This is a genomic window from Novosphingopyxis baekryungensis DSM 16222 (assembly GCF_000420305.1).
GTDB classification, from domain to species: domain Bacteria; phylum Pseudomonadota; class Alphaproteobacteria; order Sphingomonadales; family Sphingomonadaceae; genus Novosphingopyxis; species Novosphingopyxis baekryungensis.
Genome location: NZ_ATUR01000003.1, coordinates 13211 through 29920, shown reverse-complemented (window position 1 = coordinate 29920; position 16710 = coordinate 13211). Strand labels below are relative to the sequence as shown.

14 protein-coding genes are annotated in these 16710 nt (G+C 63.2%); 7 read left to right on the top strand and 7 right to left on the bottom strand.

The annotated features are described in order from the left end of the window. Positions 1 to 52 precede the first annotated feature (52 nt). Positions 53 to 352 (top strand): hypothetical protein, encoded by a 300-nt coding sequence (locus G410_RS0103935; protein WP_022672353.1) that lies wholly within the window; start codon positions 53 to 55, stop codon positions 350 to 352. Positions 353 to 481: 129 nt separating this feature from the next. Here the strand turns inward: G410_RS0103935 and G410_RS0103930 are convergent, their stop codons facing one another. The 4 genes from G410_RS0103930 to murI all read right to left on the bottom strand — a co-directional run bounded on the left by G410_RS0103930 (position 482) and on the right by murI (position 4887). Beyond that, positions 482 to 922: a hypothetical protein gene (locus tag G410_RS0103930; protein WP_022672352.1), complete on the bottom strand. Its 441-nt coding sequence runs from the start codon at positions 920 to 922 to the stop codon at positions 482 to 484. A 67-nt stretch (positions 923 to 989) separates the two neighbouring features. Beyond that, positions 990 to 2618: a hypothetical protein gene (locus G410_RS0103925; RefSeq protein ID WP_211214993.1), complete on the bottom strand. Its 1629-nt coding sequence runs from the start codon at positions 2616 to 2618 to the stop codon at positions 990 to 992. 113 nt (positions 2619 to 2731) lie between these two features. After that, positions 2732 to 3952 (bottom strand): 5-aminolevulinate synthase, encoded by a 1221-nt coding sequence (gene hemA, locus G410_RS0103920; protein ID WP_028971037.1) that lies wholly within the window; start codon positions 3950 to 3952, stop codon positions 2732 to 2734. 137 nt (positions 3953 to 4089) lie between these two features. Then, the gene (gene murI / locus G410_RS0103915; protein WP_022672349.1) at positions 4090 to 4887 is read right to left on the bottom strand and encodes a glutamate racemase; all 798 of its coding nucleotides are present in this window, start codon (positions 4885 to 4887) and stop codon (positions 4090 to 4092) included. Between the two features lie 99 nt (positions 4888 to 4986). Between murI and plsY the strand changes: the two genes are divergently transcribed. The 3 genes from plsY (at position 4987) to topA (ending at position 9379) form a co-directional block, all read left to right on the top strand. Continuing rightward, positions 4987 to 5583: a glycerol-3-phosphate 1-O-acyltransferase PlsY gene (plsY, locus tag G410_RS0103910; protein ID WP_022672348.1), complete on the top strand. Its 597-nt coding sequence runs from the start codon at positions 4987 to 4989 to the stop codon at positions 5581 to 5583. 30 nt (positions 5584 to 5613) lie between these two features. Further along, a complete protein-coding gene (gene dprA, locus G410_RS0103905) occupies positions 5614 to 6690 on the top strand; it encodes a DNA-processing protein DprA (RefSeq protein WP_022672347.1) in 1077 nt (358 codons plus the stop codon). Between the two features lie 82 nt (positions 6691 to 6772). Next, a complete protein-coding gene (gene topA / locus G410_RS0103900) occupies positions 6773 to 9379 on the top strand; it encodes a type I DNA topoisomerase (protein WP_022672346.1) in 2607 nt (868 codons plus the stop codon). 69 nt (positions 9380 to 9448) lie between these two features. Here the strand turns inward: topA and era are convergent, their stop codons facing one another. From era to lepB, 3 genes are read right to left on the bottom strand one after another with little or no spacing between them, the layout of a single operon-like run. Then, positions 9449 to 10384 carry a GTPase Era gene (gene era, locus G410_RS0103895; protein ID WP_028971035.1) on the bottom strand — a complete coding sequence of 312 codons (936 nt, stop codon included), beginning with the start codon at positions 10382 to 10384 and terminating at the stop codon, positions 9449 to 9451. A 14-nt stretch (positions 10385 to 10398) separates the two neighbouring features. Then, positions 10399 to 11061, bottom strand: a complete 663-nt coding sequence (gene rnc / locus G410_RS0103890; protein WP_022672344.1) for a ribonuclease III — start codon at positions 11059 to 11061, stop codon at positions 10399 to 10401. Continuing rightward, a complete protein-coding gene (gene lepB / locus G410_RS0103885; protein WP_022672343.1) occupies positions 11058 to 11957 on the bottom strand; it encodes a signal peptidase I in 900 nt (299 codons plus the stop codon). The genes rnc and lepB overlap by 4 nt, the downstream gene beginning before the upstream one ends. A 97-nt stretch (positions 11958 to 12054) precedes the next feature. Between lepB and pgi the strand changes: the two genes are divergently transcribed. The 3 genes from pgi to G410_RS0103870 all read left to right on the top strand — a co-directional run bounded on the left by pgi (position 12055) and on the right by G410_RS0103870 (position 16665). Next, complete coding sequence (gene pgi / locus G410_RS0103880) at positions 12055 to 13563, top strand: glucose-6-phosphate isomerase (protein ID WP_022672342.1); 1509 nt, start codon at positions 12055 to 12057, stop codon at positions 13561 to 13563. Between the two features lie 146 nt (positions 13564 to 13709). After that, positions 13710 to 15059 (top strand): glutathione-disulfide reductase, encoded by a 1350-nt coding sequence (gene gorA / locus G410_RS0103875; protein WP_022672341.1) that lies wholly within the window; start codon positions 13710 to 13712, stop codon positions 15057 to 15059. 79 nt (positions 15060 to 15138) lie between these two features. After that, positions 15139 to 16665, top strand: a complete 1527-nt coding sequence (locus tag G410_RS0103870) for an acyl-CoA carboxylase subunit beta (RefSeq protein ID WP_022672340.1) — start codon at positions 15139 to 15141, stop codon at positions 16663 to 16665. Positions 16666 to 16710 lie beyond the last annotated feature (45 nt).

Here is a 16710-nt window from a genome sequence, read left to right as displayed (position 1 = left end):
TCAGCGCTATGACCCAAGTGCATTATAATCTGATCGCTGTTAGTGAGAAGATATGTCGATCCACATGATGATGTTCATCGCGCTTTCCGGTGCAGCGCCAAACGCTCCGTCAACGCCTGCGGCGAGCACGGTAGACCGTGACTTGCGCTGCGTAACCGCCGCGTCCGTCCTTCAACATTTGAACGAGCTTCGCGGCGATGATGCCGATCGTCGTGCGTCGTTGCTGGCCTTTACCCTCTATTATATCGGCAAGGTAAAAGGCGCGCAGCCCGATATCGACCTTGCTTCGGCTATTGAGAAGTCCGGGCCGCTACCCGAGGAACCGGAGGCATTGGATGATATTATGGTATAATGCTTGGAGGAATTTCGCCAGGTGGGCGGCCAACTGAAAAATGCAGGCGAAACGCTGCAGAACGATGGCGAACAATAGATTGCCGAGGCCGCGCTGATCGACCAGGTTTCCTTACAGCTAACCCGTATCTTACCGATCATCCTGTTCCGGGCCGCTTTCATGCGGGAAGGCGGCATCGAACCGTTCCATGACCGGCAACCACTCGGCCGCACATTCTTCAGCATTTGCAATCAGCGTTTGCTCGGCGGCCTCGCTCTCGTTTTGGAGACTCTCGATCCAGAGCATTTCAGATCTCAGCCGCTCTCCCAGATCGATATCCGGTTCGGCCACCAGAATCTTCCGCAGCCAATAGCCGAGCCCGGCAACGCCCGTGCTAAAGAATTTGTCGGAATCAGCGAAGACGATCCTGTCATCAAAGGCAACGCCCATGACGATACTCATGCAGCGCAGATCATGCTGAACCCCGCTGTCCTCCCGCAACGGTTCGGCGGCAGAGGCCGTCGTGGTCGATACAAGACAGGCAGACAGTAAGAGCAGTTTCAGGCCTGGTCGCATGATGTCGCTCTCCAACTTGATTGATTTCCATTTGGCCTCAGGCTGGATACGCCCGATCGGCCTATAGCAAGCCCGCCGACCGTCAGCGCAGCGCCGCTCGCGGTAATGTCAGCCTGAAATATCGGGCTCTGCGCCACTGTTCGGGCAACGCCAATTTGGCGCTGCGCCCATTCGGCAGCATCACCTTCAGTTCGGTCAAATAGGTTCCTGTCGCAGCTGCGACAAGCGCAGCGCCGGATCGGGTGGTCGTCTCAAGGCGTGTCCCATCGCCCGTCAAGGCTACGACCTTAAGCCCGTCCGGATGCACATCGCCGTCAGGAACGCCGATATCCAATGCTACGAAGCGGTTCTCCGGATCAGATGTCGCTGCGCAGTTCGGCGCGGCAGGGCGGCCGGGCGGGGGCGCCATGGAAATGCCGCTAGATGTGCAGGCGTGCGGATCATCGCTCGATTGCAAAAATCTGGCTCTGTGGGCGTCTGGCCAAGCTCCGGATTCGGTCAAGCGCAAATGCAGTACCGTTTCGCTGGCTTCGCTATCGCGGCTATTTTCTTGTGATTGTGCATCTCCCTGGCCCTCGGTTCGCACAAATCGAACGGCTCCTTGGTACATCAGAAGCGCATTATCACGCACCGATACCACTATGTCTCGGGGGCCATTGGCAAGCGCTTGCAGATTGGTCTCGATGGTAAAGATGCGAGCTGCATTGTCTTCTGGCGGGATAGCGACGGTTTCACTTGGAGTGCCTGCCCCATAGAATGTGATGGCATTAATTGGTCCGCCTCGGCCAGCCGAGGTAAACGCCCAATTGCCCTTCCTGAGGGGTTCTTGCCGCTCACCACTGGGCAGTCGGAAGGCTACGCTGAGGTCATCCGAAAGGTCAATCTGCGACCCACCGAACGGCACCACATGCACCGCAACCAGATGCGGTTCGACCGATACATCCTGTGGACGGCAAAATTCGGGTATGCGTGGCTCAGGTCTGTCTGGAAGCGCCAGACCAGCGGCAGAATATATGGCTTTTGCACGTCCCCAGGCCTTCGCATAGCGTTTGGCTTCCTCGACGGCGTGGCGGATTGTATCCCGGTCGGCATATCCGCCATTGGGGGCCGCACGCTGCGCTGCTACCGACAACGCTTGGGCGGCAAGACGAGCCTCTCCCAGCGCTTCGTTCGCCTCTGCGGCCAAGGTTTGGTTTCCGCCTGGAGCAGGAATGGCGGACACCACATCGGACACTTCGAGCCATGGGCAGTAATCCTGCATATCCGCTTCGATTGCGGCCTGCTGCGCAGAAAGTGCAGCTTGCTCAGCCTCCTCATTCCATGGTCCGGCAGAAAGCAGACGATAGGTGGGGCCGATATCGAGCGGGTCCCAACTGAAGATCACAATGTCGCCGCGGCGCTGCCAGACGCCCTCATGCCGTAACGGCTTCTCCCGGAACTCCCAGGACAGAACGAAACCACCATCGCGATCCAGCGTCAGTTGCGCGTTTGGGCCTTCATCGCCCATTGCTTGCCAGTTGCCAGCCAGAGACTGAGCAAAGGCGGGCGTTTGGCTCATCAATATCGAAAGGGCGAACAGACTAAAAAATTGGCGCATCGGTGATGGGATGGACTGCAGCTTACGGCTTTTCAAGGGACCGACTGCACCATGCGATGACCTGAACGAATGGAAGAGATAGACCGAAACTTTGGTGCAAAAGGTGCCAATCAAGAGAGGCAGCTTTTAAAGGTTGTTTGTGCGTTCCAGAACGAAAATGGGGCGCAAAGCCGCCGTCACAAATGAGGGCGCGGAAACCTAACGCCTCACCCCTCCAACGCCAGCCCTCAAGCCGCCTTGATCATCTCCAGCTCCAGGCGGCCCCAGATCTCGGTCAGCGCGTCGGTCAGGCCGCGGATCATGTCTTCGTTGTGATCGGGGCCGGGGGTGAAGCGCAGGCGCTCGGTGCCGCGCGGCACGGTGGGGTAGTTGATCGGCTGCACATAGATGCCATATTCGGCCAGCAGGATATCCGCGATGCGCTTGGCCTTCACCGGATCGCCCACGAGCAGCGGCACGATATGCGTCTGGCTTTCCAGCACCGGCAGGCCGGCTTCCAGCAGATGGTCCTTGAGCAGGCGGGCATGGCGCTGCTGCGCGGCGCGTTCCTCGCAGGAGGATTTCAGGTGCCGGACGGAGGCGAGCACGCCGGCCACCAGCACGGGGCTGAGCGAGGTGGTGAAGATGAAACCCGGCGCATAGCTGCGGATCACGTCCACCACGGTCTTGTCCGCCGCGATATAGCCGCCCATCACGCCGAATGCCTTGCCCAGCGTGCCTTCAATGATGGTCACCCGGTCGGCGACATCGTCCCGTTCGGTAATGCCGCCGCCGCGTGCGCCGTACATGCCCACGGCATGCACTTCGTCGCAATAGGTCAGCGCGTTATATTGGTCGGCCAGATCGCAGATCGCGGCGATGGGCGCGACATCTCCGTCCATAGAATAGACGCTTTCGAATGCGATGAGCTTGGGCGCATCGGGATCGGTGGCGGCCAGCATCTCTTCCAGATGGGCCAGATCATTGTGCCGCCAGACGCGCTTCTCGCAGCCCGAATTGCGGATGCCCGCAATCATCGAGGCATGGTTGAGCTCGTCCGAAAAGATCACACAGCCGGGCAGGATCTTGGCGAGTGTGCTGAGCGTCGCCTCGTTCGAGACATAGCCGGAGGTGAACAGCAGCGCGCCTTCCTTGGCGTGCAGATCGGCCAGCTCATGCTCTAGATCGACATGATAATGGGTGTTGCCGCCAATGTTGCGCGTGCCGCCGGAGCCCGCGCCGACATCGTGCAGCGCCTCTTCCATCGCCGCCACGACCTTGGGGTGCTGGCCCATGCCCAGATAATCGTTGGAGCACCATACGGTAATCGGTTTCGGCCCGTTATGATGGGCAAAGCAACGGGCATTGGGATAGGCGCCCTTGTTGCGCAAAATGTCGATGAAGACGCGATAGCGCCCTTCTTCATGCAGCCGGTCGATGGCCTGAGAGAAGATGTGATCGTAATTCAGGCTCATGAGTCCATGCCGCTGGCTGCTACTATCTGGGGTGGACATAGAGACGGACCCCGCGAAAATCCAGCTTTAACGGGAACCGGCTTCGGTCTGGCCATAACGCTGATCGGCGGGGATGGCTCGCAATGGCCGCGCTACAGCGTTTCGAACCGGGTCAGGCCATAGGGCAGCAGCGCCTCGGCATAGCGGCTGGCGTCCAGGCCCGATCCGGTGGAGACGAACAGACCGTCCGCAGGGGGCGCATCGGCAAAATCCGTTTCGCACAGATGAAGGATGCGCCGCGCGATGCCATCGGCGCCATCGATGAAGCGCAGGCCGGGCGGCGCGGCGGCGGCCAGTTCTGCGGTCAGCAGCGGGAAATGCGTGCAGGCCAGCACGACGATGTCCATCCCCTCGGCATCGGGCGCGGCGAGCAGTCGGCCGATCACCCCTGCAAATACGGCCGTATCATTGGCTTGGCCGCGCAATTTGCGCTCGGCGGCCTCGACCAGCTCTGGCGCGGCGATGCGGATGAGCGTGGCGCCCCGGCCATGTTCGCGCAGCAGATTGTCGACATAGGTCTGGCGGATGGTCGCCTCCGTACCGATCAGGCCGATCACGCCGCTGCGCGTCTGCAGGGCGGCGGGTTTGACGGCAGGCACGGTGCCCACCACCGGGATATCGAGCGCCGCGCGCACCGCCGGCAGCGCGATGGTGGAGGCGGTGTTGCAGGCGATGGTGACCAGGCGCGGGCGATAGCGCTCGACCAGCCGGCCCAGCAAAGCAGGCACGCGGGCGGCGATCTCCGCCTCGGTCTTGCTGCCATAGGGCAGGCCGGCAAAATCGGCGGCGTAGACGATTGGCGCATGGGGCGCCGCCTTCTTCAGCGCGCGCAGGATCGACAGACCGCCAACACCGGAATCGAACAGGAGAATGGGGGCGGCGGGCAGCATTGGTCTCCATGACTAGGCCGGAGGGAAGGGCACCGCTGCTAACCGTCTTGTTGCCGCAATGCAAAGTGGTTAGGCCACGAATATGAGAGTGATACAGGCATGAACATGACGATTTGGTGGGCCGCGCTTCTGGGCTATGTCTTGGGCGCCATTCCCTTTGGCTTGCTGCTGACGCGCATCGGCGGCGCCGGCGATCTGCGCAGCATCGGATCGGGCAATATCGGCGCGACCAATGTGCTGCGCACGGGCCGCAAGGGGCTGGCCGCGGCCACCCTGCTGCTCGATCTGCTCAAGGGCCTCGCTGCGGTTCTGATCGCGCGTGCGCTGTTTCCCGGCAATCCGGAGCTGGCGGCGCAGGCGGCCGCAGCGGGCGCGTTCATCGGCCATCTTTATCCCGTCTGGCTGCGTTTCGACGGCGGCAAGGGCATCGCCACGCTGGCGGGGATCATGTTCGGGCTCTTCTGGCAGGGCGGGCTGGTCTATGCGGTGGTCTGGCTGGGGGTGCTGGCCATCCTGCGCATCAGCTCGCTCGCGGGCCTTCTGGCCGCCGCCTCCGCCCCGATTGCGGCCCTGCTGTTCGGCCGGGAATGGCTCGTGCCGCTCCTGCTTGCCTTTCTGGTGCTGACCCTGTGGAAGCACCGACCGAACGTCATCAGACTGCTGCAGGGACAGGAGCCCAGAGTGGGCAAGTCCTAGACGACGCATTTTCTCTGGGGGGAGAACGACATGGTAGACAGTTTCGATCGGCTTCGGCTGATCCGATCGGCCAATGTGGGGCCGGTCGGGTTCCGGCAATTGCTGGCCCGCTTCGGCAGCGCCGCCGCTGCGCTCGAAGCCTTGCCCGCGCTGGCCAGGCGCGGCGGCGGCCGGGCACCGCGACTCGCCGGACAGGCGCAGATCGAACAGGAGCTGCAACGGCTGCATGAGCTGGGCGCGCAGCTGCTGTTCCTCGGCACGCCAACCTATCCGGCGCTGCTGGCCGAGATCGACAACCCCCCGCCTGTCATCAGCTATCGCGGACGGCGGGACCTGCTGGACCAGCGGATCGTGGCCATGGTCGGCGCGCGCAATGCCTCTGCGTCCGCATGTCGGCTGGCCCGTGGGCTGGCGCGCGATCTGGGCGACGAAGGCTTTGCCGTGGTTTCCGGGCTGGCACGCGGGATCGACACGGCGGCGCATCACGGCTCGATGGCGCAGGGCACGATCGGCGTGGTCGCCGGCGGAATCGACATACACTATCCACCCGAAAATCGCGATCTGCAGGAAGCGATTGCCGATCAGGGCCTGCTGCTGGCCGAACAGCCGCCCGGCACCGAGCCACGCGCGCGCCATTTCCCGTTTCGCAACCGCATCATCGCCGGACTGGCGCTGGGCACGGTGGTGGTGGAGGCCGCGCCGCGTTCCGGCTCGCTGATCACCGCGCGGCTGGCGGGTGAGGCCGGGCGCGAGGTGATGGCGATCCCCGGCAGCCCGCTCGATCCGCGCTCTCGCGGTTGCAACCAGCTGATCCGCGACGGCGCGATCCTGGTGCAGTCCGCCGCGGATATTGCCGAGCAGCTCGCTCCGATGGATCACCGGTCGGTCCGCGCGCCGACGCAGGACTTTACGCCGCAGCCGGTCGATGCGCCGGACTACAGCCGCCAGAAGCTGCAGGACCTGCTCAGTCATGATTTCGTGGCGGTTGACGAACTGGTGCGCCAGTCCGGCGAGGCCCCCGGCGTGGTGCAGACCGTGCTGCTGGAACTGGAGCTGGCGGGGCGACTGGAACGGGGCGCTGGCGGCAGGGTGCGATTGACAGGCTGATCATTTCCGGCTTGACGGGCCTCCATATTCGCCAGCAGCCTCGTGCGTACATGCGAGACAATTTAGAAAAGCGCCCAACCTCATGCAGCTAGTCATTGTGGAATCGCCGGCCAAGGCGAAGACCATCGAGAAGTATCTCGGCAAGGATTTCAAGGTCCTGGCTTCCTACGGCCATATCCGCGATCTGCCGCCCAAGGACGGCTCGGTCGATCCCGACGACGGCTTTGCCATGACCTGGCAGAATTATGCGGACAAGGCCAAGCGCATCAAGGAGGTGGTCGATAACGCGAAGAAAGCCGATCGCCTGATCCTCGCGACCGACCCTGACCGCGAAGGCGAAGCGATCAGCTGGCATGTGCAGGAATTGCTGGCGCAGAAGAAGGCGCTGCCCGCGCAGGTGAGCCGCGTGACGTTCAACGCCATCACCAAGAAGGCGGTGACGGACGCCATGGCCGCGCCGCGCGATCTGGATCATGATCTGATCGATGCCTATCGTGCGCGCCGGGCGCTGGATTATCTCGTCGGTTTCACGCTGTCGCCCGTGCTGTGGCGCAAGCTGCCGGGCGCGAAATCGGCGGGCCGTGTGCAGTCGGTCGCGCTGCGTTTGATTGCCGAGCGGGAGCGCGAGATCGAGGCGTTCAAGCCGCAGGAATATTGGTCCGTCATCGCACGCATGCAGCATGACGGCCAGGCGTTCGACGCACGCCTGACGCAGTTCGATGGCGAGAAGCTGGAGCGCCTGTCGCTGGGCGGCGAGGGCATTGCGACCAAGGCCAAGGCGGCGGTGGAAGCGGCCAGCCTGATCGTCTCCAAGGTCGAGACCAAGCCGGTCACGCGCCGTCCCGCGCCGCCTTTCACCACGTCCACGCTGCAGCAGGAGGCTGCGCGCAAGCTCGGCTTTTCCGCCAGCCACACCATGCGCGTGGCGCAGCAGCTGTATGAAGACGGCGCGATCACCTATATGCGGACCGATGGCGTGCAGATGGACGGCAGCGCCATTTCCGATGCGCGCAAGGCCATCGCGGACCGGTTCGACGGCGGATATATTCCGGAAAAACCGAACTTTTACAGCACCAAGGCGAAGAATGCTCAGGAAGCGCATGAAGCGATCCGACCGACCGATTTCCGCAAGGACAAGGCCGGATCGGGCGATCATGGGCGGCTCTACGATCTGATCTTCAAGCGCGCCATGGCCAGCCAGATGGCGCCGGCGCAGATGGAGCGCACCGCGGTGGACTTCACCGACGGCACGGGCCAGATCGTGCTGCGGGCCAATGGGCAGGTCGTGAAATTCCCCGGCTTTCTGGCGGTCTATCAGGAAGGGCGCGATGACAGCGCCGATGATGACGGCAAGCTGCTGCCGATGATGCGCGAGGGCGATCGCCCGGCGGTGAACGCCGTGGACGCCGAACAGCATTTTACCCAGCCGCCGCCGCGTTTCTCGGAAGCCAGTCTGGTCAAGCGGCTGGAGGAGCTCGGTATTGGCCGTCCCTCCACCTATGCTTCGATCATCCAGGTGCTGAAGGACCGCGGCTATGTCCGCACCGAGAGCAACCGGTTCTTCGCCGAGGAATCGGGCCGATTGCTGACCGGTTTTCTCGAGCGCTTCTTCGAGCGCTATGTTGCCTATGACTTCACCGCTGGACTGGAAGATGAGCTGGACGAAGTGTCCGGCGGCCGTGCGGACTGGCAAAAGGTGCTCGCCGCCTTCTGGAAGGACTTCAAGCCCAAGACCGAAGAGGTGATGGAGCAGAAGCCCAGCGACATCACGGCGGAGCTGGACATCTTTCTGGCCCCCTATCTGTTCCCCGAAACCGACGATGGCAGCGATCCGCGCGCCTGCCCGCGCTGCGCCGATGGCAAGCTGGCGCTGCGCGGCGGGCGCTATGGCGCGTTCGTGGCCTGCTCCAATTATCCGGAGTGCAAATATACGCGGCAGTTCGCGCAGCCGGGCGGGGATGCGGGCGAGGCCGTGGAGCCGGAGGAGCTGGGCGTGGACCCGGCGACCGGCGCGACCATCGAAACCAAGACCGGGCGCTTCGGTCCGTACATCCAGTCGGGCGAGGGCAAGGAGGCCAAGCGCGCCTCCATCCCCAAGGATCTGCCGGGCGAGCTGGATCTGGAGATGGCGCTGAAGCTGCTGAACCTACCGCGCATCGTGGGCCAGCATCCGGAAACGGGCAAGGATATCGAGGCGGCGATCGGCCGCTATGGTCCCTATTTGCGCCATGACGGCAAATATGCCAAGCTGGCGAACACCGCCGAAGTGTTCGAGACCGGCATGAACGCTGCCGTCGCCAAACTGGCCGAGGCCGCCGCCAATAAGGGCAAGGGCAGGGGGGCTCGCGAGCCGCTCAAAATCCTCGGCAAGCATCCGCGTACCGAGGACGAGATCAAGCTGATGGACGGCCGCTACGGGGCCTATGTCACCGACGGCAACGTCAATGCGACCATCCCCAAAACGATCGAGCAGGACAAGCTGACGCTGGAAGAAGCGGCGCAGCTGATCGACGAGCGCGCCGCCAAGGCACCGCCGAAGAAAAAGAAGAAGGCCCCCGCCAAGAAGAAGGCCTCGGCGAAAAAGCCTGCCGCGAAGAAAGCTCCTGCGAAGAAACCGGCGGCAAAAAAGGCTCCGGCAAAAAAGGCCGCGCCCAAAAAACCGGCGGCCAAGAAAGCAGAGACGGAGTAGCCCGGCGCTGCCGACCAGCAGCGCCGTTTCTGCGCCCCGGCGGCCTTGCGCCTGGTCGGGGCCGCCGGCTTAATCCACCCAGTCGAGCCCGATATTCTCGAACTGTTCGCGGCTGTCGTCCCAGTTCGCCTTCACCTTGACGTGCAGATACAGGTGCACCGGCACGCCGAGCAGCTTGGACAGCTCGGCGCGCGACGCCTCGCCGATTGCCTTGATCCGCGCGCCCTTCTTGCCCAGCATGATCGCCTTCTGGCTGTCGCGCGCGACAAGGATCTGCTGGTGGATCTCCAGTGAGCCATCGGGCCGTTCCAGATATTGTTCGCTGTCCACGGCGCTGGCATAGGGCAGCTCGGCATGGAGCTGGCGATAGATCTGCTCGCGCGTGATTTCCGTGGCGAGCAGGCGCTGCGACACGTCGGACACCTGATCTTCGGGGAAATGCCAGGGGCTTTCGGGCATGGCATCGGCCAGCGCGGTCTTCAGTTCGGGCAGGCCATCGCCGGTTTCCGCACTGACGAACCATGTATGCTCGAACGTCACCGCGCCGTTCAGCTTCTCGGCGAGCACCAGCAGCTTGTCCTTGGCCGCGATATCCACCTTGTTCATCACCAGCCATTTGCGGCCGGGGCGCTGATTGATGCTCTCGATCAGCGGATCGAGCTTTGGGCCGGCGCCGGCCTTGGAGTCTACCACGAACAGCAGGATATCGGCATCGCTCGCGCCCTCCCAGGCGGCGCTGACCATCGCGCGGTCGAGGCGGCGGTGGGGCGTGAAAATGCCGGGCGTATCGACCAGCAGCATCTGCGCGTCGCCCTCTAGCGCCACGCCGATCAGCCGCGTGCGCGAGGTTTGCGGCTTGGCGCTGGTGATGGCCACCTTCTGCCCGACCAGCGCGTTGGTGAGCGTGGATTTGCCGGCATTGGGCGCACCGATCAGCGCCGCGACGCCGCAGCGCTGGCCTGTTGCCGATCCGTCGCCGGATGTTTCAGCGGACGTGCCGTCCATGGCCGGGTCGCTGCTCATATATATTTCTCCAGAAAGGATTTGGCGGCACGGGTTTCGGCCTCCTGCTTGCTTGGCGCGGTGGCGGTGACGGGCTCCAGGCCCTTGACGCTCACCTGCACCTCGAACGTGCGTGAATGGGCCGGGCCGGTCTTGGACAGGGTTTCATAGACCGGCGGGCGCTTGCCCGTGCTGGCGGCCCATTCCTGCAGCAGCGATTTGGGATGGCGCGGGGCCTGCCCCGCCGATGCAATCCGCTCCCGCCAGTGGCTTTCCACAAAGCTGCGGGCGGTCGCGATGCCCTGATCGAGAAACAGCGCGCCGATGATCGATTCCATCACGTCGCCCAGCACATTGTCGCTCTCGGCCGCGCCGTCGCTGCGCGCCTGTTTGCCGAGCGCAATCAAAGGGCCTGCGCCCAGATCGCGCGCCACATCGGCGCAGGTCGCGCCCGATACCAGCGCATTCAGCCGGTGCGAGAGCTTGCCCTCCGGCTCGTCCGGGTAGCTGGTATAGAGCATGTCGGCGACGGCCAGGCCGAGCACGCGGTCGCCGAGAAATTCCAGCCGCTGATAATCCGGCTTGCCCGTGCTGCCATGGGTCATCGCGCGCTCATAGAGCGGCAGATTGCCGACATGGGCAATGCCGATGGAGGCGAGCCAGGCGGGAAGCGGTTTCAAAAACCCTGTCCGATCCGTTCGCCACGCGCGGCACTGACCCAGGTCCAGGGCTTCAGCCATTCGGCCGATCCGTCGGTGGAGAAGATGGTCACCAGCGCCTGCCCGATCAGATTGTCCTGCGGCACAATGCCGATCGCGCCGCCGACTTCCGCGGGGAAGCGGCTGTCCGCGCTGCGATCGCGATTGTCGCCCATCAGAAACAGCGAGCCTTCCGGCACGGTAAAGGTCATCGTGTCATCGCCCATGCTGCCTTGCACCAGATCGAGAATTTCATAGCTTTTGCCCGACGGCAAGGTCTCACGGTAGCGCGGATAGCGGCAAAAATCCTGGCCATCGATCACCTCGTCGAATTGCGGGGAATAGCAGGGATAAGGCGATCCGGCCTGCGCCGCTGCGGCCATCATATTGGGGGTGACGGGCAGCACAAGATCGGCGATCCGCTGTTTGGGCACGGCCTTGCCGTTCAGGAACAGCACGCCGCTTTGCATGCGCACGGTGTCACCCGGCAGGCCGATGACGCGCTTGATATAATCGGTATGGTCGTCCGGCGGGGCTTTGAACACCACCACATCGCCCCGGTCCGGCTGATGGGGGAAGATGCGTTCGGGCAATAGCGGCACGTCGCCCGGCAGGCTGTAGCGCGAATAGCCATAGGGCCATTTGGCCACCAGCAGATAATCGCCGACCAGCAGGCGCGGGTGCATGGATTCGGACGGAATGTTGAACGGTGCGACGATGAAGCTGCGGATCGCCAGGATGATCAGCAGCACCTTGAGCAGATACAGGCCAAGATCGATCCATTCCGACCGCGGTGACGTCTTGTCCTGATGGGGCAATGCGGACGACGGGGCGCCGCGCGGATCGGCGGTGTCATCGTCCCGCGCGCTGTTGATCATGGGTAAGGCCGGAAAATATTGAGCGACAAGACTGGTCACATAGGCCGGTGACCGGCTAAAGGCCAGCCTTCACGACGGCATCTTGAGAGGGGCGGTAATGCGCGGCAATTGGCAGTTTCTGAAGGCGCAGGCGCGTCCGACCTTGCAACAGCTTTTCGCAGACGATGCCAAGGCGCGCGTGGCCGCCCTGACCATCGAGCAGGCGGGCATCCGGTTCGATCTGTCCAAGACGCATCTGGACGATACCCTGATCGACGGGTTCGTGCAGCAGGCCGGGGCGATGGATCTGGCCGGCCAGCGGCAGAAGCTGCTCGGCGGTGAGGTGATCAACCCCACAGAAGGCCGCGCGGCGGAGCATACGGCAGAGCGCGGCACCGGATCGCCCGAAGCGGTGGAGCTGGCCCGCCAGTTCCATGCCCGGATGCGCGCGCTGGTCGAGGTGATCGAGGCCGGGGCGTTCGGCAAGATCGAGACGCTGATCCATATCGGCATCGGCGGATCGGCGCTTGGCCCCAAGCTGTTGATGGATGCGCTGGGCCGCAATACCGGCGGTATCGAGGTGCGCGTGGTGTCCAATGTCGATGGCGCTGCGATGGCCGAGGCCATCAAGGGCATCGATCCCCGGACCACGTTGCTGGCCGCCGCTTCCAAGACATTCACTACCGCCGAAACGCTGCTCAATCTGGAAAGCGCGATGCAGTGGATGCGCGCGGGCGGCGTGGACGATCCGCATGGCCGGGTGATCGCGCTGACCGCCAATCCGGACAAGGCGGTGGAATGGGGCGTGGACGAAACGCGTATCCTGCCATTTTCCGAAAGCGTTGGCGGGCGCTATTCGCTGTGGAGCTCCATCGGTTTCCCCGCCGCGCTCGGCCTTGGCTGGGCGGGCTATGAGGAGATGCTGGAAGGGGCGGGCGCGATGGACCGCCATTTCGCCCATGCCGACTGGCGCGCGAACGCCCCGGTCATGGCCGCCTTTGCCGATCTATATTATACGCAAGCGCGCAGCGCACAGACCCGCGCGGTGTTCGCCTATGACGAACGGCTGCGCCTGCTGCCAAGTTATCTGCAGCAGCTGGAAATGGAATCGAACGGCAAGTCCGTGACTGCCGAGGGCGAGGCGGTGGATTATCCCACCTCGCCGATCACCTGGGGCGGGGTCGGCACCGATGGGCAGCATGCCGTGTTCCAGCTGCTCCATCAGGGCACGGTGCTGGTGCCGGTGGAATTCATTGCCGCCAGGGAGCCGGGTCACGATCTCGACGATGCCCATCATGAGGCGCTGCTGGCAAACTGCTTTGCCCAGGGCGCGGCGCTGATGGCGGGCAAGCAGACCGATGATCCCGCGCGCAGCTATGCCGGAGATCGCCCGTCCACCACGCTGCTGATCGACGATGTGACGCCCGCCATCCTGGGCGCGCTGATTGCCTTCTACGAGCACCGCACCTTTGTAAACGCGGTGCTGCTGGGCATCAATCCGTTCGACCAGTTCGGCGTGGAGCTGGGCAAGGACATGGCCCGCGCGATCGAGGAAGGCGGCATGGACGATTTCGATGCCTCGACCAAGGCGCTGATGGAAGCGGCGCTGGGCGATCCCGCGCAGTAGTGCGGCAACCCAAGACGCCGGCAATCATCCCCCGCGGAGAAGGCTGATTTCTCGTTTGGCGCCATGCTAGCCGAGATTGCGGCTTTCGGCGGCGCGGCGAGACATTAGATTAGCTTCGACATTCAATTCACGGAAAGCCCGATTTCATGGCCGAATATGACTACGACCTCTTCACCATCGGTGCCGGTTCGGGCGGGGTGCGCGCGAGCCGCGTGTCGGCCAGTCACGGCGCCAGGGTGGCGGTGGCCGAGGAGCACCGGGTGGGCGGCACCTGCGTCATCCGCGGCTGCGTGCCCAAGAAGCTGCTCGTCTATGGCGCGCATTTTGCAGAAGATCTGAAGGACGCGCAGCGCTTTGGCTGGGATGTGCCAGACAATTGCAATTTCAGCTGGTCCACGTTGCGGGACAATGTGTTCGAGGAAGTGGACCGCATCAACGGCGTGTATCGCGAGACCCTGACCAATCACGGGGCGGAAATCTTCGACGAGCGCGCCGAGGTGGTCGGCCCCCATGAGATCCGGCTGGCCAGCGGCAGGACGGTGACCGCAAAGACCATCCTGATCGCGACCGGCGCCACGCCGCATGTGCCGGACTGCCCGGGGCATGAGCTGGGCATCACCAGCAATGAGGCATTTCATCTGGACGATGTGCCGGGGCGTATCCTGATTGCGGGTGCGGGCTATATCGCCAATGAATTTGCCGGCATCTTCAACGAGCTGGGGTCCAAGGTGACCCTGATCAATCGCAGTGACGTGATCCTGCGCCAATATGATCACCAGATCCGTGACCGCCTGCTGCAGATTTCCATGATGAAGGGCATCGATTACAAATTTCATGCCGAGTTTAAAGGGATTGAAAAGACCAGCGCAGGGTGCCTCAAGGTATCGGTCAGCAATCATGAGGATATCGAGGTGGACTGCGTGATGTTCGCCACCGGGCGCGTGCCCCTGACCAAGGGGCTGGGCCTCGAACATGCCGGCGTGAAGTTGGACGACAAGGGGGCGGTGATCGTCGACCAGTGGTCCAAGACCAATGTCGACAGCATCTATGCCGTGGGCGATGTGACCAACCGCATGCAGCTGACGCCGGTGGCCATCCGCGAAGGGCAGGCCTTTGCCGACACCATGTTCGGCGACAATCCGCATCAGGTGGATTATGAGAATGTGCCGAGCGCGGTGTTCAGCCATCCGCCCATGGCCGGGGTCGGCATGACCGAAAGTCAGGCAAAGGAGACGTTGGGATCTGTGAAGATCTACACCTCCGATTTTCGCGCGATGAAGAATGTTCTGGCGAACCGCAATGAGCGCGGCCTCTACAAGATGATCTGCAATGGCGAGACCGGGCAGATCGTCGGCCTGCACATGATCGGACCGGAAGCGCCGGAAATCCTGCAGGCGGCGGCCATCGCGGTGAAGGCCGGGCTGACGAAGCAGGCGTTCGACGATACCGTGGCGCTGCATCCCAGCATGGCCGAAGAGCTGGTGTTGATGAAATAAGGGATATCGCGCCGCCGGTTGCCAAAGGCGCCGGGCTCTGGAATGACCGGAGCCGATAATCGACAGAACGGAACCGATCATGCAGCATATTCTCGATCAGCTTAAGGAAAAGCGCGCGCAGGCCGAACTGGGCGGCGGACAGAAGCGGATCGATGCCCAGCATGGCAAGGGCAAGCTGACCGCGCGCGAGCGGCTGGACGTGCTGCTCGATCCCGGCAGCTTCGAGGAATATGACCGCTATGTAGAGCATAACTGCGTCGATTTCGGGATGGACGAGCAGCATATTCCAGGCGACGGCGTGGTCACCGGATCGGGCACCGTCAACGGCCGGCTGGTGTTCGTGTTCAGCCAGGATTTCACCGTGTTTGGCGGCTCGCTGTCGGAGCGGCATGCGGAAAAGATCTGCAAGGTGATGGATATGGCGCTGAAGATCGGCGCCCCCGTGATCGGGCTGAACGACAGCGGCGGTGCGCGTATTCAGGAAGGCGTGGCCAGCCTTGGCGGCTATGCCGAGGTGTTCCAGCGCAACGTGCTGGCCAGCGGTGTGGTGCCGCAACTCAGCCTGATCATGGGCCCCTGTGCGGGCGGCGCGGTGTACAGCCCCGCGATGACCGATTTCATCTTCATGGTGAAGGATAGCAGCTACATGTTCGTGACCGGCCCGGATGTGGTCAAGACGGTGACGAACGAGGTGGTGACGCAGGAGGAACTGGGCGGCGCGGTGACGCACACGACCAAGTCCTCGGTCGCCGATCTGGCGTTCGAGAATGATATCGAGGCGCTGCTGACCGCGCGCGACTTCATCGATTTCATGCCGCTGTCGAACCGCGAGGAGGTGCCCGAACGCCCCACGGCCGATCCGTTCGACCGGACCGAGCCGAGCCTGGACCAGATCATCCCGGCCAATGCCAACCAGCCCTATGATATGCATGAGGTGATCGAGAAGACGCTGGACGAGGGCGATTTCTTCGAGGTGCAGCCGGCCCATGCGGGCAACATCATCTGCGGCTTCGGCCGGGTGGAAGGGCGCACCGTGGGCGTGGTCGCCAATCAGCCAATGGTGCTGGCCGGGGTGCTGGATATCAACAGCGCCAAGAAGGCGGCGCGGTTCGTGCGCTATTGCGATGCCTTCAGCATCCCGATCCTGACCTTTGTCGATGTGCCCGGCTTCCTGCCCGGCACCGCGCAGGAGCATAACGGCATCATCAAACATGGCGCGAAATTGCTGTTCGCCTATGCCGAGGCCACCGTGCCGAAGATCACCGTCATTACGCGCAAGGCCTATGGCGGCGCCTATGACGTGATGAGCTCCAAGCATCTGCGCGGCGATTTGAATTATGCCTGGCCCACCGCCGAAATCGCCGTGATGGGCGCCAAGGGCGCGGTCGAGATCATTTTCCGCAACAAAAGCGAGGAAGAAATCGCCGAGCGGACCAAGGAATATGAAGACCGCTTCGCCAACCCCTTCGTCGCCGCCAGCAAGGGGTTCATCGACGAGGTCATCATGCCGCATTCCACCCGCCTACGCATCGCGCTGGGCCTGCGCAAGCTGCGCAGCAAGCAGCTCGAAAATCCCTGGAAGAAGCACGACAATATTCCGCTGTGACGGCACAAGCAGTTCGCGCAAGGCCCGGCCTGCGACCGAGCTTTA

Bases quoted from the DNA above. Each gene is read 5' to 3' on its own strand.
- topA (WP_022672346.1), top strand. From the start codon at position 6,773: ATGCAGCTAGTCATTGTGGAATCGCCGGCCAAGGCGAAGACCATCGAG.
- plsY (WP_022672348.1), top strand. From the start codon at position 4,987: ATGAACATGACGATTTGGTGGGCCGCGCTTCTGGGCTATGTCTTGGGC.
- era (WP_028971035.1), bottom strand. From the start codon at position 10,384: ATGGACGGCACGTCCGCTGAAACATCCGGCGACGGATCGGCAACAGGC.
- lepB (WP_022672343.1), bottom strand. From the start codon at position 11,957: ATGATCAACAGCGCGCGGGACGATGACACCGCCGATCCGCGCGGCGCC.
- murI (WP_022672349.1), bottom strand. From the start codon at position 4,887: ATGCTGCCCGCCGCCCCCATTCTCCTGTTCGATTCCGGTGTTGGCGGT.
- G410_RS0103870 (WP_022672340.1), top strand. From the start codon at position 15,139: ATGCAGCATATTCTCGATCAGCTTAAGGAAAAGCGCGCGCAGGCCGAA.
- pgi (WP_022672342.1), top strand. From the start codon at position 12,055: ATGCGCGGCAATTGGCAGTTTCTGAAGGCGCAGGCGCGTCCGACCTTG.
- G410_RS0103935 (WP_022672353.1), top strand. From the start codon at position 53: ATGTCGATCCACATGATGATGTTCATCGCGCTTTCCGGTGCAGCGCCA.
- dprA (WP_022672347.1), top strand. From the start codon at position 5,614: ATGGTAGACAGTTTCGATCGGCTTCGGCTGATCCGATCGGCCAATGTG.
- gorA (WP_022672341.1), top strand. From the start codon at position 13,710: ATGGCCGAATATGACTACGACCTCTTCACCATCGGTGCCGGTTCGGGC.